The organism is Acidovorax cavernicola (assembly GCF_003581445.1).
In genome coordinates this window covers 1-17,652 of record NZ_QXMN01000070.1, presented here as the reverse complement: position 1 = coordinate 17,652, position 17,652 = coordinate 1, and the positions used below count along the sequence as shown (strand labels likewise).

The following is a 17,652-nucleotide window of genomic DNA, read 5'->3' as shown; positions in this document are numbered from 1 at the left end:
AGCGAAAGGAGGTCACAGAACAAGGCAAGACATACACTTATCCACAGCCGACCATTGCTGCGTCGGCTTCCACCCCTGGCTCACGATTCAAGCGGCGCGGTGGCTCAGTTCTACTTCGGCGCGGACACCCCTGGGCAGCTAAATCTTCGAGCAATCCACCCGTGATGGACACGGGCGTAAAGAACATGGCTAGCTTCTTGCGATAGGCATCGTCTGAAAGCATTGCATACGCCGAACTCAGCCAGTAAGACGCTTCCAGGAAATTCAGTGCGCGCAAGGTCTGCACAAACTCTTGAAGCTGGATTTTCTTGGCGAGCCTCCGCGAGAACTTCAAGTCAGGTGCTGGCAGCGCTGGGTAGTCCTGACTGCACCATTCGGCCAATGCCGTTCCCACGACTGCTTCCGGCCCGACAGCGGCTGTTTGCGCAGCCTCACCCAGACGCCGAATCTGGCGAGTTAGCCTCACTTTCAGGCTGCCGTCATGCTCCCCTTGGTGGACCCCTCCTTGGCGCACGCCGGCATTCGGCGCGGCCGGTGACGTGTATTGGATATCCATCAAGAACAACTTCTCGCGCGCTTCTCGGGGGCTAATCCGATTCTTGTCATGTCCTGAGAAACGAGGCGAAGTCTTATTGCCTGATGAAAACCCAACACCTTAGACATCTTGGTCAAGATATGGCTTACATGCCCGTCTGGGCATATCCGCATAGGAGTATTTCCCTCATTCATCTGCGCGTCGTTCGACAGAAATCACCTCGGTCAAAGCAGTACTGCAGTCCCGATTCGACATCGTTGCAAGGCTTGGCCAGAGCCTCCTTGGCATAGAACCAACTATTGGCGGCCGCGCGCAGGTATGGCTCCGCTTCCCTGCATTGTCCCGATTCAATAAGCGACTTACCAAGGTTTCTGCGTAACGTACTCGCGAAATCCACTTCGGGCTTGGACAACTGCTCCTTGATCGCTTCAAGTTCCTTGACACCGGTTTCGGCTCGCGCGAGGCTCATTGACGCAGCCTTCCAGTCGAGCTGGCGAGCAAGGGCCAAGCCACGATTGCCCTCCGCAAATGCAAAGTCAGGATTCTCCTGACCTAAAGTGCGTGCAACGCCCCCATATTGCTTCAGCGCGACGGCGCTGCGACTCGCGGCCGGCGTCGCAGCGACCTTCGCCTTGGCCGCTGAATAAGTAGTCGTGCAGTCACCGCGTTTCAGGCATAGGAGTGCGTTGAAGTTGGAGATGGAGGTAAGCGCACTGCGAAGCAGTTGTGATTCCTTCCCCGCCTTTCCTTGCGGCTCCAACGCTACGCGTACTTGGTTGGAGTCCGGCCCATTCGGCATGAACTTCGCAATGGCTGCCATCCAGTCGGGACGGGTGGTTGCGATCAAGGCGGTATCGGAAAGCCAGACGGCGGCAAGCGCCTGCGGGAGATGGTTGCCGAAATAGTCATCGAAGAAGTTGGGGTCGCCCGGAAGGTTGCCATGGACGCTCTCGACACCCATTCGCCGTGTGAAGATCTCAGCAACCGGCTGGTTCATGGCACTCGTATAGGGGACGCGCCCGTCCCCCCAAGTTGACCCCCATTGGTCGAACTCAGAGATGTAGGGAGCCCGATAGCCGGCCTGATCAGGCACCTTCCAGATGCGCGAAAAGTACAACCAGGTGGGATACTCCAAGGGCGCAGGCTGGAACTGTGACCGAAACTCTCGTGCCTTCGCAAGCACCTTGGGCAATGAGGCGGGAAGTGTGTAGCTCTCGGGACCCCCGCCCTTGCGCAGCATTTGCCGCCCGGCCGGGAGGCTCCAGAACGCGACATCGTAGTAGCTGGTCGCCGGTGTTCCTGCGGGCTGATCATCCCCCGCCGGTACGCCAACGCAAGAAACGATGTCCCCGTTGTTGGAAGGCGGAGGGCTGAGTTCGATAGCGCCCGGCCAGCTCAGCAGCAAGGGACGGATGCCTTGCGTGAACTGGGCGGCGACGCCGTTCTGGAACGCGTCGGCCAATTTTTCCGTCCAAGAGGTCAGTGCCTTCAGGGTGGTTCGCACTTGCAACTGATCGTCCCGTGCAGGTTGAATGTAGCCACTTTGCACCATGCGCACGATCTCGCAGCTGCCGCGTAGGGGCGACCCGAGCACTGTCAGCTGCAGCACACGGCGACCACGCCCGTATTCGCCACGTGCGTGCCTGTCGGCCCAAGTCCAACTGACGAGACCGCCCATGCTGTGAGCGACGATCACTAAGTCAGAGTACTTCGCTTCCAGATTGGAGATGCATCGGTCGAGATCGCGCGCGCCGGAACGGATATCTCGGCGCCAGTCGTAGCCGCAGGCCAGCACCTTGATGCCGTTGTTCGCGCCCCATTGTTCGATTGCTGAAAAGGCGTCGCCGTAAAAATCCATCGGCCCGATTGACCGTAAGAGCGACGCCTTTACTCCGGACTCGGCTTGCTCGTCCACCAGCCCCTCGGGAAGCTCCAGACGAGAAATAAGGGAACCTGGATTTTCCAGGCGACCGAAAATATTCAGCCCATCAGGCGCTGTGAGCTCGGAGCCAAGAATCCCAGGCACGAAGACAAGAGCCAACCGATTGCGCGCGGCATCGAGTTCCACCCCTATCTCCGGCCGGACCGAGGCCGTCCGGCGCAATGCATTCAGGGATTCGGTCAATGTCATGCCTGCAGCTGTGTCCGACCACACAATGGCCTGTGACTGCGCCAAACTTATCGCCGAGAAGAGCAAGGAAAAGCAACCCACGCCAAGCCAGCGGGCAACAACTCCGGATGAATGCGACATCGACGTCCCTCTTCAACACATCACGCAGACCTTCAACCTGACCGGCAAGCTGATCGACGAGAAGCCTTGCCCGCCATGATCGGCTGCACCCTTCTGTCGTCAGCTTCGGAGTCGGCATCGGCACTGCCGACAATCCATGCTCGAACTTTTTACTTCTTGCCCTCAATTCGGGGATAAGTATGTGCTTCAATTTGTTTTCTATCTATAGCAGTGACTACCAACCACCTCCCATGAATAAGGGATCCGAACGAAGGCAACGGGCAAAGCACCCGGTGGTCGAGAACTTTCGGGCTACTTAAAATCCAAGGGATGCGAACGACAGCTTCAACTATCAGATCGACGCCTGCTGGGGGCTGCGATTCGCGCGGCCACTTGACTAGCACGGGGAGCTGGAGAACAAGGAATTCGATCCTGGACTGATAGCGGAGGGCTGAGCCGCAGCGTGCATTCAAAGATTTCCTCGGAAACCCCGATCTCGTTCAACTCTTCAGTTGGTCCAGAGTCGCCGACAGTGTGATCACGGGGGGTTGATGGTGTCTGCGACTCTCTCGCTGCATCCGATCCACGATCGCAGCCGATCTTGCGATGTTTCCTTGCAGGCTGCATGAAGCGGCATCTGTAGCTCACCGAGCAACGGCTGTCGGAGCGCTTCATTCAACTGGTGCGGGCGCAGTAGCAGCCGTGTCGCCTGGCGCCTTGCACCTCGCAGACGTCCTGCTCGAATGCATTGACGACACTTGGGAAGCACGCCGCCGCAACAAGTCGAGGCAATGATCGACTCGAGAAGCCTGCAAGAAGCGTTCAGTTGCGCTGTCGAGTCGCACGAGAATACATGGGCGATTCGTGTTCAGGATCAAGGGGCCGGCATTGCCTCGGACAAGCAGGTCTCGATCTTCGAGCCCTTGTCGGACTAGGATTGGCGTTCGTCAAGACAGTAGCGGCTCGCCATGAGCGGGCAGATTTCCCTTCAAAACGTTCCCGGCTTCGGCTGCACTTTTCGACTTATTCTGTCCAAGGCGGCGACAAGTCTCCCGTAACCGCCCGTCCGCGAGAGAGGCGACACAGCAGTCCGTTCGGATCACGGACATGCAGCCGAAGGTCGCTGTTCCGCGCTTAGCGCCGGAGGCTTGCCATGCTTCTTTTCTGAAGTTAAATCTGGTTGGTCAGCGTGCGAGCGCCGGGGTTGATTTCTCAACAATGGGCGGGGCGCTCGGCCTCGAAATCGACGCAGAAGCACTAGTCTTCGAGGCTCCGGTCCGTCGAAGGATGACTCTCCTTCTGGCCCGCCGTAGTCGTACGCGAGGATTCCTGCCGCGTCCCTGCGACACGGTTCTCGTGGCGGCGAGCGGCCAGATTTGCAAATCGTGAGAATGTTTGCATCTATTCTGAGAACCTACACGATCAGACGTCGATGTTCGCCGCGCGCAGCGCGTTCTGCTCGATGAACTCGCGGCGCGGTTCCACCTCGTCGCCCATCAGCATCGTGAACACGCGGTCGGCCTCGATCGCGTCGTCGATCTGCACCTTCAGCAGGCGGCGCACGTTCGGGTCCATGGTGGTTTCCCACAGCTGCTCGGGGTTCATCTCGCCCAGACCCTTGTAGCGCTGGCGTGCGGTGGAGCGCTCGGCTTCGCCGATCAGCCACTTCATGGCCTGGCGGAAGTCGTCGACCTTTTCTTCCTTGGCGCGTTCGCCCTCGCCGCGCTTGACCAGTGCGCCTTCGCTGCTCAGCAGACCGCGGAAGGTGTTGGCGGCCTGGGCCAGCGCTTCGTAGTCGGCGCCGTGCACGAAGTCCTGCGAGATCACGCTGGACTTGATGTTGCCGTGGTGGCGGCGGCTGATGCGCAGCAGCGGCTTGTCGGTGCGGGCGTCGAATTCGCTGCTCACCTCGGCCGGCACGCCGGTCGTGTTGAGTTCGCGCAGCTTGGCCTGCAGCGCCACGGCCGAGGCTTCGGCGGCGGGCGGGGTGTCGAGGTCGAGCGCCACGCCGTCGGCGATGGCGCGCAGCGCTTCGGCGTCCATGAAGTTGCGCAGGCGCGCAATCACGGCCTCGGCCACCTGGTGCTTGCGCGCCAGTTCGGCCAGCGTGTCGCCCGACAGCGTGGTCGAGGCGCTGCCGCCGGTCTCGATGCTCGCGTCCTTCAGTGCCACCTTGAGCAGGAAGGCGTCGAGCGCGGGGCCGTCCTTCAGGTACTGCTCTTCCTTGCCGACCTTCACCTTGTACAGCGGCGGCTGCGCGATGTAGATGTGGCCGCGCTCGACCAGCTCCGGCATCTGCCGGTAGAAGAACGTGAGCAGCAGCGTGCGGATGTGCGCGCCGTCCACGTCGGCGTCGGTCATGATGATGATGCGGTGGTAGCGCAGCTTGGCGACGTTGAAATCGTCCGCGCCGCCGCCCGGCGTGCTCGCGCCGGCGCGGCCGATGCCGGTGCCCAGCGCGGTGATCATCGTGAGAATTTCGTTGCTGGTCAGCAGCTTCTCGTAGCGCGCCTTCTCGACGTTCAGGATCTTGCCGCGCAGCGGCAGGATGGCCTGGAACTTCCGGTCGCGGCCCTGCTTGGCGGAGCCGCCGGCGGAGTCACCCTCCACCAGGTAGACTTCGCACAGGGCGGGGTCCTTTTCCTGGCAGTCGGCCAGCTTGCCCGGCAGGCCCATGCCGTCGAGCACGCCCTTGCGGCGCGTCATTTCGCGGGCCTTGCGGGCGGCTTCACGGGCGCGGGCGGCCTCGATGATCTTGCCGCAGATGATCTTGGCGTCGTTCGGGCGCTCCTGCAGGTAGTCGGTGAGCAGGCGGCCGACGATGTCCTCCACCGGCGCGCGCACTTCGCTGGACACCAGCTTGTCCTTGGTCTGGCTGGAGAACTTGGGCTCGGGCACCTTCACGCTCAGCACGCAGCACAGGCCTTCGCGCATGTCGTCACCCGTGACTTCGACCTTGGCCTTCTTGGCCAGCTCGTTCTCTTCGATGTACTTGTTGATGACGCGGGTCATCGCGGCGCGCAGGCCGGTGAGGTGGGTGCCGCCGTCACGCTGCGGGATGTTGTTGGTGAAGCACAGCACCTGCTCGTTGTAGCCGCTGTTCCACTGCATCGCCACTTCGACGCCGATGTGCGTGCCTGGGATGCCGCCGTAGGAGTCGGCCGGCTTTTCGCCCGCGGCATAGAACGAGTTCGGGTGCAGGACGGTCTTGCCCTTGTTGATGAACTCCACGAAGCCGCGCACGCCGCCGGCGCCGGAGAAGTCGTCTTCCTTGCCGGTGCGTTCGTCGAGCAGGCGGATGCGCACGCCGTTGTTCAGGAAGCTCAGCTCGCGCAGGCGCTTGCTCAGGATCTCGTAGTGGAAATCGTTGTTTTCCTTGAAGATTTCCGTGTCGGGCAGGAAGTGCACTTCGGTGCCGCGCTTGTCGGTGTCGCCCACGATCTTCATCGGGGAGACTTCGACGCCGCTCACCGTCTCGAGCAGGCGGTTCTGCACGAAGCCGCGGCTGAATTCGAGTTCGTGGATCTTGCCTTCGCGGCGCACGATCAGGCGCAGCTTCACGCTCAGCGCGTTCACGCACGAGACGCCCACGCCGTGCAGGCCGCCCGAGACCTTGTAGCTGTTCTGGTTGAACTTGCCGCCGGCGTGCAGTTCGGTGAGCGCGATCTCGGCGGCCGAGCGCTTGGGCTCGTGCTTGTCGTCCATCTTCACGCCGGTCGGGATGCCGCGGCCGTTGTCGGTGACGGAGATCGAGTTGTCGGAGTGGATGGTCACGACGATGTCGTCGCAGAAGCCGGCGAGTGCTTCGTCGATGGAGTTGTCGACGACCTCGAACACGAGGTGGTGCAGGCCCGTGCCGTCGGAGGTGTCGCCGATGTACATGCCGGGGCGCTTGCGCACGGCTTCCAGGCCTTCGAGGATCGTGATCGCGCCTTCGCCGTAGCTGGCGTCGGCGGGGGCGCCTTCGGGCGCCGTGATCTGGATTTCGGGGGTGTAGACCGGCTCGGTGTGCGGCACTTCGGGCTTGTTCTCTTCTGCACTCATTCGGATATTCCTCTGTCTCTCACGGGTTTCCCGTGATTTTTCGGGCTCTCAAAAAGCTCAATTCGCCGCCTCTTGAAAGCGCAAACCCGCGGAGGGCCGCGGGTTGTGTGCGCAAGGCGCTGTGTTTTCCTGGGTCTAGATGCGCATCGGCATCACGACGTACTTGAAAGATGCGTTCTCGGGGATGGTTAACAAGGCCGAGCTGTTGGAGTCGGCCAGGTCCAGCTTGACCATGTCCTGGTCCATGTTCGACAGCGCGTCGATCAGGTAGGTCACGTTGAAGCCGATTTCGATGCTGTCGCCGCCGTAGTCGATGTCGAGCTCGTCCTGGGCTTCTTCCTGCTCGGCGTTGTTCGACGCGATGCGCAGCGTGCCCGGCTCGATGTTCAGGCGCACGCCCTTGAATTTCTCGCTGGTCAGGATGGCGGTGCGCTGCAGGCTGGCCAACAGCGGCGCGCGGCCGAGCGTGACCGTGTTCTTGTGGTTCTTGGGAATCACGCGGTTGTAGTCGGGGAACTTGCCCTCGACCAGCTTGGTGACGAACTCCATGCCGCCGAAGCTGAATTTGGCTTGGTTGTTCGCGAACTGCATCTCGATGGCGCCTTCGGCATCCGACAGCAGGCGCTGCATTTCGAGCACGGTCTTGCGCGGCAGGATGACTTCTTGTCGGGGCACCTCGACGTCGAGCATGGCCGACGAGAACGCCAGGCGGTGGCCGTCGGTGGCCACCAGGCTCAGCTGCTTGCCTTCAGCCACGAACAGGATGCCGTTCAGGTAGTAACGGATGTCGTGCACGGCCATCGCGAACGAGACCTGCGAGAGCAGGTCCTTCAGCGTCTTTTGCGGCACGCTGAACACGGGGCCGAAATTGGCGGCTTCCTGCACCAGCGGGAAGTCTTCGGCGGGCAGCGACTGCAGCGTGAAGCGGCTCTTGCCGCCCTTGAGCACGAGCTTGCTGGCGCTCGACTCCAGGCTCACGGTCTGGTCGGCCGGCATGGTGCGCAGGATGTCGATCAGCTTGCGCGCGCCGATGGTGGTGGTGAAGTTGCCCTCGTCGCCGCCCAGTTCGGCGGTGGTGCGGATCTGGATCTCGAGGTCGCTGGTGGTCAGCTGCAGCTGGCCGCCGGTCTTGCGGATCAACACATTGGCCAAGATCGGCAGGGTATGACGCCGTTCCACGATGCCGGCCACCGATTGCAGCGCGGCAAGAACTTTGTCCTGGGTTGCCTTCAAAACGATCATGTCTTCTTCCTCTTCTCTTATCTCTTTGAATCAGCTTTCAGGACGCCATTCTCCGCTGTCGCGAGGGGCATCCTTGATGACATTCGGCTTCAGCCTTTGAGGGTCTGTTCGAGGACGTGCAGCTGCTGGTTGAGTTCGGTGAGCTGCTGTCGCTCGCCCGAGATCTTGCGCACCGCGTGGAGCACCGTCGTGTGGTCGCGACCGCCGAACAGCTCGCCGATTTCCGGCAGGCTCTTCTGCGTGAGCTCCTTGGCCAGGTACATCGCGATCTGCCGTGGCCGCGCAATGCTGGCCGGGCGTTTCTTGCTGTACATGTCGGCGACCTTGATCTTGTAGTAATCGGCCACCGTCTTCTGGATATTTTCGACCGAGATCTGCCGATTCTGGATCGACAGCAGGTCGCGCAGCGCCTCGCGCGCCAGGGCGATCGAGATCTCCTTCTGGTTGAAGCGCGAGTACGCCAGGATCTTGCGCAGGGCGCCTTCGAGCTCGCGCACGTTGGAGCGCACGTTCTTGGCCACGAAGAAGGCGACTTCCTCGGGCATTTCGGCGCCTTCGACGCGGGCCTTGTTGATCAGGATCGCCACGCGCATCTCGAGTTCGGGCGGCTCGATCGCCACCGTGAGGCCCGAATCGAAGCGCGACACCAGCCGTTCGTGGATGTCCGCCAGCCCCTTGGGATAGGTGTCGCTGGTCATCACGATGTGCGATTTCTTGGCCAGCAGGGCCTCGAACGCGTTGAAGAACTCTTCCTGCGTGCGGTCCTTGTTGGCGAAGAACTGCACGTCGTCGATCAGCAGCAGATCGAGCGAGTGGTAGCGTTCCTTGAACTCATCGAAAGTCTTGCGCTGATAGGCCTTGACCACATCCGACACGAACTGCTCCGCGTGGATGTAGAGAACTTTGGCGTCGGTGCGGTCGGCCAGCAGCCGGTTGCCCACAGCGTGCATCAGGTGGGTCTTGCCCAGGCCGACGCCGCCGTAGATGAAAAGCGGGTTGTACAGATGGCCCGGCATGCCGGCCACGTGCATGGCCGCGGCGCGCGCCATGCGGTTGGCCGTGCCCTCGACCAGGGTGTCGAACGTGAGCCCCGAATTCAGGCGGTTCTTGAAGCCGGCGGCGGCCGGTTCCTCGCCCGGCCCGGCCACGTCGCGCGGCACGTCTGTTTCGGCCATGACGGCCACAGGTGCAACACGCACGGGCGCTTCACGCGGAGCGAGCGCTAACTCAATGGCGACCGGCTGGCCGTACATCTTCTCCGCCATGGCCGCGATCTTGCCGGCGTACTGGGCACGGATCCAGTCGAGCTTGAAGCGGTTGGCGACGAACACCGTCATGCGCGACAGGTCGTCGGCGACCTGCGCGTGGAGGGGCTTGATCCAGGTATTGAACTGCTGCTCGGACAGTTCCTGCGCGAGCTGGTCGACGCAGGCCTGCCACAGGCTTTCACCGATGCCGTCAGTCGACATGGGCGTTTGAAAAAGTGATGGAACCCTCGGGCATTTCTTGTATAGGTATTGTGGATATTCTCTGCTGGAAGGCGCTGGGCATTCTAACTTGTCAAAAACTTATCCACATGCTGCAGTGCACAGGGAAAGGCCCGCAAATCCAGTCGAAGATTGTTCCGGCGGCCAATGTTTGCGATAATTGCGGGTTTCCCTGAAAAGCCTTCACAGCGTCTTTCGGGGGTCCTCCGAAACACGCTCCCCAGCGCTCGCCGGGTTTTTGCATGCCTTCATGCGGAAACCGGCGCAAACAGGGAATCAGGAAACCATCATGAAACGCACTTACCAAGCATCCAAAGTCCGCCGCGCCCGTACCCACGGCTTTCTGGTCCGCATGAAGACCCGTGGCGGCCGCGCCGTGATCAACGCACGCCGCGCCAAGGGCCGCAAGCGCCTGGCCGTCTGACGGCACACCACCTGCCGTTGCCAGCCGCCGACACGTCCGCGCGGGCTCCCGCAGCCCCTGCGCCTGGCCCCGCCAGCAGCGACGTACACGGCCCGGCCTCCATGCAGCGGCTCAAGACCCGCGCGCAATTCCAGGCCGTCCTCGCAGGTGCCACCGTGGCGCGCACTGCCCATTTCGCATTGCACCGCTGTGCGCTCGATGTTTCTGCATCGGGCGCAGCTTCGCTGTTTCCGTCCGATGAGGTCTGGCTGGGCGCCATGGTGCCCAAGCGCTGGGCACGCCGCGCGGTGACGCGCAACGCGATCAAGCGCCAGATCTACACCGTGAGCGCCGCTCCCGGCGTTGTCTTGCCGCGTGCCGCGCACGTGGTGCGCCTGCGCGCCGGTTTTGATCGCAAGGCGTTCGTGAGCGCCTCTTCGGACAAGCTCAAGGCCGCCGTGCGCGCCGAGCTCCAGCAACTGCTGGCACGCGCCGGGCGTCCGCCGGCACCGGCTGCTGCTTCCCCTGCACCCGCCTCCCCATGAAACGCCTGCTGATCGGCCTCGTGAAGGGCTACCGCCTGCTGCTGAGCCCGTGGCTCGGCCAGTCGTGCCGCTTCACGCCGACCTGCTCGGTGTATTCGATCGAGGCGCTGGAAGTGCACGGGGCGCTCAAGGGCAGCTACCTGACTCTGCACCGCATCGCGCGCTGCCAGCCCTGGTGCCAGGGCGGCCACGATCCGGTTCCACCGAAATCACAGCGTCGCACTGAGCGGTCAGGATCGCTGTTTTCGTCTCTTCTCTCCTCCGACAAGAAGTCTTCGTCATGAACGATATCCGCCGCACGATCCTGTGGGTGATTTTTGGTTTCTCGCTCGTGCTGCTGTGGGACCAATGGCAGGTCTTCAACGGCAACAAGCCGACCTTCCTGCCGTCGACCAAGCCCGCCGCCACGGCGCCGGCCGTCGGCTCGCCTGCCGTCAACAACGGCGTGCCGACCGCTTCCGCCGGCGCCACGGCCGGCGCGGTGCCCACGCAGGCGGCCCCGGCCGCGCCGCGCGAGCAGGTCGTGGTGACCACCGACCTGTTCAAGGCAACGATCGACAGCGAAGGCGCCACGGTCAATCACCTCGAACTGCTCAAGTACGACGAAGCCGACCGCACCAAGCGCGTCGTGCTGTTCGAGAACGGTTCGCCCGCCACGCGCTATGTCGCCCAGACCGGCCTGCTGAACCCCGTGGCCGGCGAAGCCTTCCCCAACCACCTGACGGCCATGACGCCGAAGGCCGGCCCGCGCGCGATGGCCGACGGCCAGAACACGCTTGAAGTGAGCTTCGAAAGCGCCGCGGTCGGTGGCCTGAAGTACATCAAGACCTACGTGTTCAAGCGTGACGACTACGTCATCGGCGTGCGCCACGAAGTGGTCAACGTGAGCGACCAGCCGCGCGACGCACAGCTGTACATGCAGCTGCTGCGCCACGGTACCGTGGCAAGCAGCACGATGTTCGGCACCAACACCTTCACCGGCCCGGCCGCGTACACCAACGAGAAGAAGTTCCACAAGCTCGACTTCAAGGACATCGCCAAGGGCAAGGTCGAGCCGCCGCCGCCGGCCAACGACGGCTGGATCGCGATGGTGCAGCACTACTTCGCGTCGGCCTGGCTGCTCAAGGGCGACCCGGCCAGCGAACAGCTGCGCCGCGAATTCCGCGTGAAGGACCTGGGCGACAACCTCTTCACCGTCGCCATGGTGGCCACGCTGCCGAAGATCGCCCCAGGCGCCACGCAGGTCGTGAACAGCGCGCTGTTCGCCGGCCCCGAAGAAGAAAAGAAGCTCGAAGCCATCGCCCCGGGCCTGGACCTGGTGAAGGACTACGGCATCTTCGCGATCATCTCCAAGCCGCTGTACTGGCTGCTCACCCAGCTGCACGGCATCCTGGGCAACTGGGGCTGGTCGATCGTGGCGCTGGTGGTGCTGCTGAAGGCGGCCTTCTACTGGCTCAACGCCAAGGCCTACGCCAGCATGGCCAAGATGAAGGCCATCAACCCGAAGATCATGGAAATGCGCGAGCGGCTGAAGGACAAGCCGCAAGAGATGCAGCAGGAAATGATGCGGATCTACAAGACCGAGAAGGTCAATCCGATGGGCGGCTGCTTCCCCATCGTGATCCAGATCCCGGTGTTCATCGCGCTGTACTGGGTGCTGCTGTCGTCGGTTGAAATGCGCCACGCCCCGTGGCTCGGCTGGATCACCGACCTGTCGGCACCCGATCCCTGGTACATCCTGCCGATCGTGATGACGGCCACGTCGCTGTTCCAGACCTGGCTCAACCCGACGCCACCCGATCCGATGCAGGCCAAGCTGATGTGGATCATGCCGCTGGCCTTCAGCGTGATGTTCATCTTCTTCCCGGCCGGCCTGGTGCTGTACTGGATCACGAACAACGTGCTGTCGATCGCGCAGCAGTGGTTCATCAACAAGCGGCTGGGCGTGCTGGGCAAGTAAGCCCGCCGGCCACCGTCACCCGCAAAGGGCCGCATTCGCGGCCCTTTGCTTTTTGCTGAAAGAATCGCGCTGTCATGACCCTCGCCCGCACCACCGATCCCATCGTCGCCATCGCCACCGCCCCGGGGCGCGGGGCGGTCGGCATCGTTCGCGTGTCGGGCGCCCGGCTGGCGCCGCTGGTCGAGGCGCTGTGCGCTCGTGCGCTCAAGCCGCGCGAAGCCACCTACCTGCCCTTTCGCGATGCGCAGGGTGAGCCGGTCGACCATGGCCTGGCGATCCATTTCCCGACGCCGCATTCCTACACCGGGGAAGACGTGCTGGAACTGCAGGCGCACGGCGGCCCGGTCGTGCTGCAGCTGCTGCTGTCGCGCTGCCTCGAGGCGGCGGCCGAGATCAACGCGACCACCGGCCGTCCGCGCCTGCCCGGCTTGCGCGTGGCCGAGCCGGGCGAGTTCAGCCAGCGCGCCTTCCTCAACGGCAAGATCGACCTGGCTCAGGCCGAGGCCATCGCCGACCTGATCGACGCGAGCACCGAGGCCGCCGCGCGCAGCGCCGGGCGCTCGCTGTCAGGCGCCTTCTCGCGCGAAATCCACACGCTGCGCGATGCGCTGATCCACCTGCGCATGCTGGTCGAGGCCACACTCGACTTCCCCGAGGAAGAGATCGACTTCCTCCAGAAAGCTGACGCCACGGGCCAGCTGGAGCGGCTGCAGGTGCAACTGGCTGCCGTGCAGCAGCGCGCCAAACAAGGGGCGTTGCTGCGCGAAGGCATCAAGGTGGTGATCGCGGGCCAGCCCAACGCGGGCAAGAGTTCGCTGCTCAACGCGCTGGCCGGTGCCGAGCTGGCCATCGTGAGCGCCATCGCGGGCACCACGCGCGACGTGGTCTCGCAGACCATCCAGATCCACGGCGTGCCGCTGCATGTGGCCGACACGGCCGGCCTGCGCGAGAGCACCGACGAAGTCGAGCAGATCGGCGTGGCGCGCGCCTGGGGGCAGATCGAAACCGCCGACGCCGTGCTCTTCCTGCACGACCTGACGCGCGCCGGCCAGCCCGACTACGCCGCCGCCGACGCCGAGATCCTGGCCGGCCTGCGGCGCAAGCTGCCGGCCAGCGTGCCGGTGCTCGACGTGTGGAACAAGCAGGACGCTGCCGCGTCGGCCAAGCCGCCGACCGAAGGCATCGCCCTGTCGGCCAAGACCGGTGCGGGCATCGAGGCGCTGCGCGATCAGCTGCTGGCGATGGCCGGCTGGCAGGCCGTGCCCGAGGGCGTCTACCTGGCGCGCGCGCGCCACGTGCAGGCGCTTGCCCGGGTCGAGACGCACCTCGCATTGGCCGCGGCCCACCTGGCGGCGCAGGCCCAGTTGCTCGATCTGCTGGCCGAGGAGCTGCGGCTGGCGCAGAACGCGCTCAACGAGATCACCGGCGAGTTCGGCGCGGACGACCTGCTGGGTGTCATCTTTTCGCGCTTCTGTATCGGGAAATAGCGACACATGCGTGCGCTTCCCGTGGGAAAGCGTAAACAGTTGTAGCCGAATCGCGGGGCCTTCGCGGATACTTCGACTCACTTGCGGGGGTCGAGAAAAACATGTCCATCCAGAACCTGAGCCGCGCCATCGCGGAGAACCTGAGCGCCGACGCGTTCGCGCTGACCTTGAGCGTCGCGCAATGGGACACGCTCGCGGGTTACCTGCAGCCCATCGAAACCGGCATCGGCGACGTGCTGATCTCGCAGGGCACGCACGACCGCTCGGTGTTCTTCATCGAAAGCGGTGCTGTCAGCGTGCACCGCGTCAGCAGCAAGGAGCAGATGCGCCTGGCCGTGCTGTCGCCGGGCTCGGTGGTGGGTGAAGGCTCGTTCTTTTCGCGCGAACCGCATGCGGCGAACGTGGTGGTCACGGGTGCGGGGCGCGTGTGGCGCCTCACCGCGGTGCGATTTACCGAGATGTCGAACCGCCAGCCCAACATGGCGCTGGACATCGCGATGGCGCTCGGCGCCGTGATCGCCAAGCGCATGGCGCACCGTTCCAAGCGGGTGGCCGTCACCTGAGCGCGCCGACCGGCTCGCTGCCAGCCGCTGCACAACAACAAGAACAAGTCTTCGTTTTCGATCCTGAGAATTGCTGGTGAGCCATGGCCTTGATCTGCCCGGTCTGTGACGCGGACAACCGCGAGGGTGCCAATTTCTGCCGGAACTGCGGCGGTCGGCTCTCGGCGGCCGACCGGATACCCCCACCTCCGGCGCCCGGTGCTGCCGACCGCGAATGGGCCACCACCGCCCCGGCCCAGTTGCGCGCGCCGACCATTCCCGCGCCGCTGTTCGACCCCGCCGAGTCGAAGCGCGCGTCGTCGCCTGCGCCCACCGGCTGGATGCCCGAGCCCCCGCCGCCACCGTCGCCTGCGGACGAAAAAACTGTGATCGTGGCGTCGGGGCGTGGAGGTACTACAACCTCGTCCCTGCCCCCATCCCCACGGGCCGATCGGCCACGGTCGAAGATCAAGGTCAAGCGCATCAAGCCGCCCGAACCGGTGCTGCGCCCGCGCGGCATCGGGCTGTGGCTGGGGCTGCTGGTGGTGGCGCTGCTGCTCGTGGTCGCGGGCTGGCTGGGCTACGGGACCAGCAAGACGCCCGCGCCGGCCGAGGCACCTCCTCCCGTGATCGCACCGGCACCTGTTGCGCCGCCGGCGGCGGTCGAATCGCCATCGCCTGTCGCGGCCGAGCCTGCGCCGCCTGTGGCCGAGCCGCCGCCCGCGGAAGCGGTCGTCGAGCCGGCGGAAGCCGCACCCAAGCCGACGCCCGTCGCGAAGCCGCGCAAGCCGGTGACGCCCGCTGCACCGGCGCCCCAGGCCCCACCCGTCGCAGCGCCTGTGACGGCCGCACCTGCCCCCGCGCCCGTGGCACCGGCCCCGCCGGCCGACCCGCAAGCCCAGTGCGGCGACCGCAATTTCATCGCCAAGGCGCAGTGCATGGCAGCCCAGTGCGCGAAGCCTGAGTTCAAGTCGCACGCGCAGTGCGAGGCGGTGCGCCGTCAGCAGCGCATCGAAGAGGAAAAGCGCAACCCGTCGCTGCTGAACTGAGGCGCTGAGCGCGCGCCGGCGGCGGCCTCAGCCCTTTTGCAGCCGCTCGATCGCAATCGCCAGCGCGGCGGGCTTGCCCGACAAGACCAGCGTGTCGCCGTCCGACAGCAGCGTGTCGTCGGCCGGCACGCGCGCCTGGCCGTCCTGGCGGCGCAGGCTGGCGACGCGCACGCCCAGCGTCGGCAGCGCCAGGCGGCCGAGCGTCTGGCCGATGGCGCGGGCGCCCGGCGTGAGCGTGAAGCTGTTCAGGCGCTCGTGGTCGATCTCGTCGGCGTTGTCGTCGTCGGCGCCGTGGAAGTAGCCGCGCAGCAGGTTGTAGCGTGCGTCGCGCTGGTCCTGCACCACACGGATCACGCGCCGCATCGGCACGCCGACCAGCGCCAGCGCATGGCTTGCCAGCATCAGCGAGCCTTCGATGGCCTCGGGCACCACCTCGGTCGCGCCGGCGGCCTGCAGTTTCTCGAGGTCGTGGTCATCCTGGGTGCGCACGATCACCGGCACGTGCGCCGCATGGGCGCGGGTGTTGGCCAGCACCTTCATGGCGCCCGCCACGTCGAGGTAGGTGACGACCACCGCGCTGGCGCGCGCCAGGCCCGCCGCCATCAGCGCCTGCAGCCGCGCCGCGTCGCCGAACACCACCGAATCGCCGGCGGCGGCGGCCTGGCGCACGCGGTCGGGGTCGAGGTCGAGCGCCATGTACGGGATGCCTTCGCGCTCCAGGATGCGCGCCAGGTTCTGGCCGCAGCGCCCGTAGCCGCAGATGATCACGTGCTGCGCAGTGTTGATGGTCTTGCGCGCGATGGTCGTCATCTGCAGCGACTGCTGCAGCCAGTCGCTGGCCACCAGCTTGCGCACGATGGCGTTGCTGTACATGACGATGAAGGGCGTGGCCAGCATCGACAGCACCATCGACGCCAGCACCGGGTTGGCCAGCCACGGCGGCAGCAGGTTGCGGTCCTGCGCGAGCGTGAGCAGCACGAAGCCGAACTCGCCGGCCTGCGCCAGGTACAGGCCGGTGCGCAGCGACACGCCCGAGGTCGCGCCCAGCACCCGCGCCAGCACCGTCACCAGTCCCAGCTTGAACAGCAGCGGCACCAGCAGCAGCACAGCCACCAGCAGCCAGCGTTCGACCACGATGTGCCAGTCGAGCGACATGCCCACGGTGATGAAGAACAGCCCCAGCAGCACGTCGTGGAAGGGGCGGATGTCGGTCTCGACCTGGTGTTTGTATTCGGTCTCCGACACCAGCATGCCGGCGATGAAGGCGCCCAGCGCCAGGCTGAGCCCGGCCAGTTCGGTCAGCCAGGCCAGGCCCAGCGTGACCAGCAGCACGTTCAGGATGAAGAGTTCTTCGCTGCGCCGCCGCGCCACCAGCGTGAGCCACCAGCGCATGATGCGCGGCCCGCCGTAGAGCAGCACCCCGATGAGGAAGGTCGCCTTCAACAGCGCGAAGCCCAGCGCCTTGGCCAGCGCCTCGGGCGGCGCGCCCAGCGCGGGAATCAGCACCAGCAGCGGCACCACGGCCAGATCCTGGAACAGGAGCACGCCCATCACGCGCTTGCCGTGTTCGCTCTCCAGCTCGAGCCGCTCGGCCATCAGCTTGACCACGATGGCCGTGCTGCTCATGGTCAGCGCGCTCGACAGTGCCAGCGTGGTCTGCCACCCCAGCTGCCAGGCCGGCGGCAGCTGCGTGGCGATGAGCAGCGCGCCGACGGTGGCCAGCGCCATGGTCAGCAGCACCTGCGCCATGCCCAGCCCGAACACGTGCTTGCGCATCGCCCGCAGCTTGGGCAGGCTGAATTCGAGCCCGATCACGAACATCAGGAACACCACGCCGAATTCGCCCAGGTGACGGATGCCTTCGGAGTTCTGCGCCAGCGCCAGCGCATGCGGGCCGATCAACACGCCGGCCGTCAGGTAGCCGAGCATCGGCGGCAGCTTCAGCGACCGGCAGGCCACCACGCCGATCACCGCGGCCAACAGATACAACAGCGTGAGATCGAACGAAGACATACGCTCTGATACTAGAGCAATGTCCGTGCCCCGGGCTTCCCCGGGCCATGTGATCCCGGACCGCGCCCGCCTCGTAAAATCCGGCGATGAGCTCCCGCCCCGCCCCGACCCACGT

At 64.7% G+C, this 17,652-nt stretch carries 14 protein-coding genes; 8 read left to right on the top strand and 6 right to left on the bottom strand.

Annotation, left to right across the window (positions count from 1 at the left end; translation table 11 throughout):
• Positions 1 to 37: 37 nt before the first annotated feature.
• Together D3H34_RS34355 and D3H34_RS29860 are read right to left on the bottom strand one after the other, a co-directional pair.
• Positions 38 to 556, bottom strand: coding sequence for a hypothetical protein (locus tag D3H34_RS34355; protein WP_167481302.1), 519 nt, complete (start codon positions 554 to 556; stop codon positions 38 to 40).
• A gap of 169 nt (positions 557 to 725) precedes the next feature.
• Complete coding sequence (locus tag D3H34_RS29860) at positions 726 to 2,666, bottom strand: esterase/lipase family protein (protein WP_167481301.1); 1,941 nt, start codon at positions 2,664 to 2,666, stop codon at positions 726 to 728.
• On the opposite strand from D3H34_RS29860, the gene D3H34_RS34350 reads away from it, so the two are divergent.
• The gene (locus D3H34_RS34350; protein ID WP_167481300.1) at positions 2,665 to 2,865 is read left to right on the top strand and encodes a hypothetical protein; all 201 of its coding nucleotides are present in this window, start codon (positions 2,665 to 2,667) and stop codon (positions 2,863 to 2,865) included. The genes D3H34_RS29860 and D3H34_RS34350 overlap by 2 nt on opposite strands.
• Before the next feature lie 1,322 nt (positions 2,866 to 4,187).
• On the opposite strand, the gene gyrB is transcribed toward D3H34_RS34350, so the two are convergent.
• From gyrB to dnaA, 3 genes are all read right to left on the bottom strand, one after another.
• Entirely contained in the window at positions 4,188 to 6,809 is a 2,622-nt protein-coding gene (gyrB, locus tag D3H34_RS29855) for a DNA topoisomerase (ATP-hydrolyzing) subunit B (protein ID WP_119558371.1), read from the bottom strand.
• 135 nt (positions 6,810 to 6,944) lie between these two features.
• Positions 6,945 to 8,051 (bottom strand): DNA polymerase III subunit beta, encoded by a 1,107-nt coding sequence (dnaN, locus tag D3H34_RS29850; protein ID WP_056574900.1) that lies wholly within the window; start codon positions 8,049 to 8,051, stop codon positions 6,945 to 6,947.
• Positions 8,052 to 8,140: 89 nt separating this feature from the next.
• Positions 8,141 to 9,520: a chromosomal replication initiator protein DnaA gene (dnaA, locus tag D3H34_RS29845; RefSeq protein WP_119558370.1), complete on the bottom strand. Its 1,380-nt coding sequence runs from the start codon at positions 9,518 to 9,520 to the stop codon at positions 8,141 to 8,143.
• 307 nt (positions 9,521 to 9,827) lie between these two features.
• Here dnaA and rpmH point away from each other — a divergent pair, with 307 nt between their 5' ends.
• From rpmH to D3H34_RS29810, 7 genes are all read left to right on the top strand, one after another.
• Positions 9,828 to 9,962: a 50S ribosomal protein L34 gene (rpmH, locus tag D3H34_RS29840; RefSeq protein ID WP_007834827.1), complete on the top strand. Its 135-nt coding sequence runs from the start codon at positions 9,828 to 9,830 to the stop codon at positions 9,960 to 9,962.
• Between the two features lie 101 nt (positions 9,963 to 10,063).
• The gene (locus D3H34_RS29835; RefSeq protein WP_119558368.1) at positions 10,064 to 10,486 is read left to right on the top strand and encodes a ribonuclease P protein component; all 423 of its coding nucleotides are present in this window, start codon (positions 10,064 to 10,066) and stop codon (positions 10,484 to 10,486) included.
• Positions 10,483 to 10,770, top strand: a complete 288-nt coding sequence (yidD, locus tag D3H34_RS29830) for a membrane protein insertion efficiency factor YidD (protein WP_119558366.1) — start codon at positions 10,483 to 10,485, stop codon at positions 10,768 to 10,770. Before D3H34_RS29835 ends, yidD begins: the two co-directional genes overlap by 4 nt.
• Positions 10,767 to 12,446, top strand: coding sequence for a membrane protein insertase YidC (gene yidC / locus D3H34_RS29825; RefSeq protein WP_119558364.1), 1,680 nt, complete (start codon positions 10,767 to 10,769; stop codon positions 12,444 to 12,446). The genes yidD and yidC overlap by 4 nt, the downstream gene beginning before the upstream one ends.
• A gap of 74 nt (positions 12,447 to 12,520) precedes the next feature.
• On the top strand, positions 12,521 to 13,933 hold the full coding sequence (mnmE, locus tag D3H34_RS29820) for a tRNA uridine-5-carboxymethylaminomethyl(34) synthesis GTPase MnmE (RefSeq protein WP_119558362.1): 1,413 nt from the start codon (positions 12,521 to 12,523) through the stop codon (positions 13,931 to 13,933).
• 101 nt (positions 13,934 to 14,034) lie between these two features.
• Entirely contained in the window at positions 14,035 to 14,496 is a 462-nt protein-coding gene (locus D3H34_RS29815; RefSeq protein ID WP_119558360.1) for a Crp/Fnr family transcriptional regulator, read from the top strand.
• 83 nt (positions 14,497 to 14,579) lie between these two features.
• Positions 14,580 to 15,524, top strand: a complete 945-nt coding sequence (locus D3H34_RS29810; RefSeq protein WP_119558358.1) for a zinc ribbon domain-containing protein — start codon at positions 14,580 to 14,582, stop codon at positions 15,522 to 15,524.
• A 27-nt stretch (positions 15,525 to 15,551) separates the two neighbouring features.
• Here D3H34_RS29810 and D3H34_RS29805 read toward each other — a convergent pair whose 3' ends face one another.
• Positions 15,552 to 17,537, bottom strand: a complete 1,986-nt coding sequence (locus D3H34_RS29805; protein ID WP_119558356.1) for a monovalent cation:proton antiporter family protein — start codon at positions 17,535 to 17,537, stop codon at positions 15,552 to 15,554.
• Positions 17,538 to 17,652: the final 115 nt, after the last annotated feature.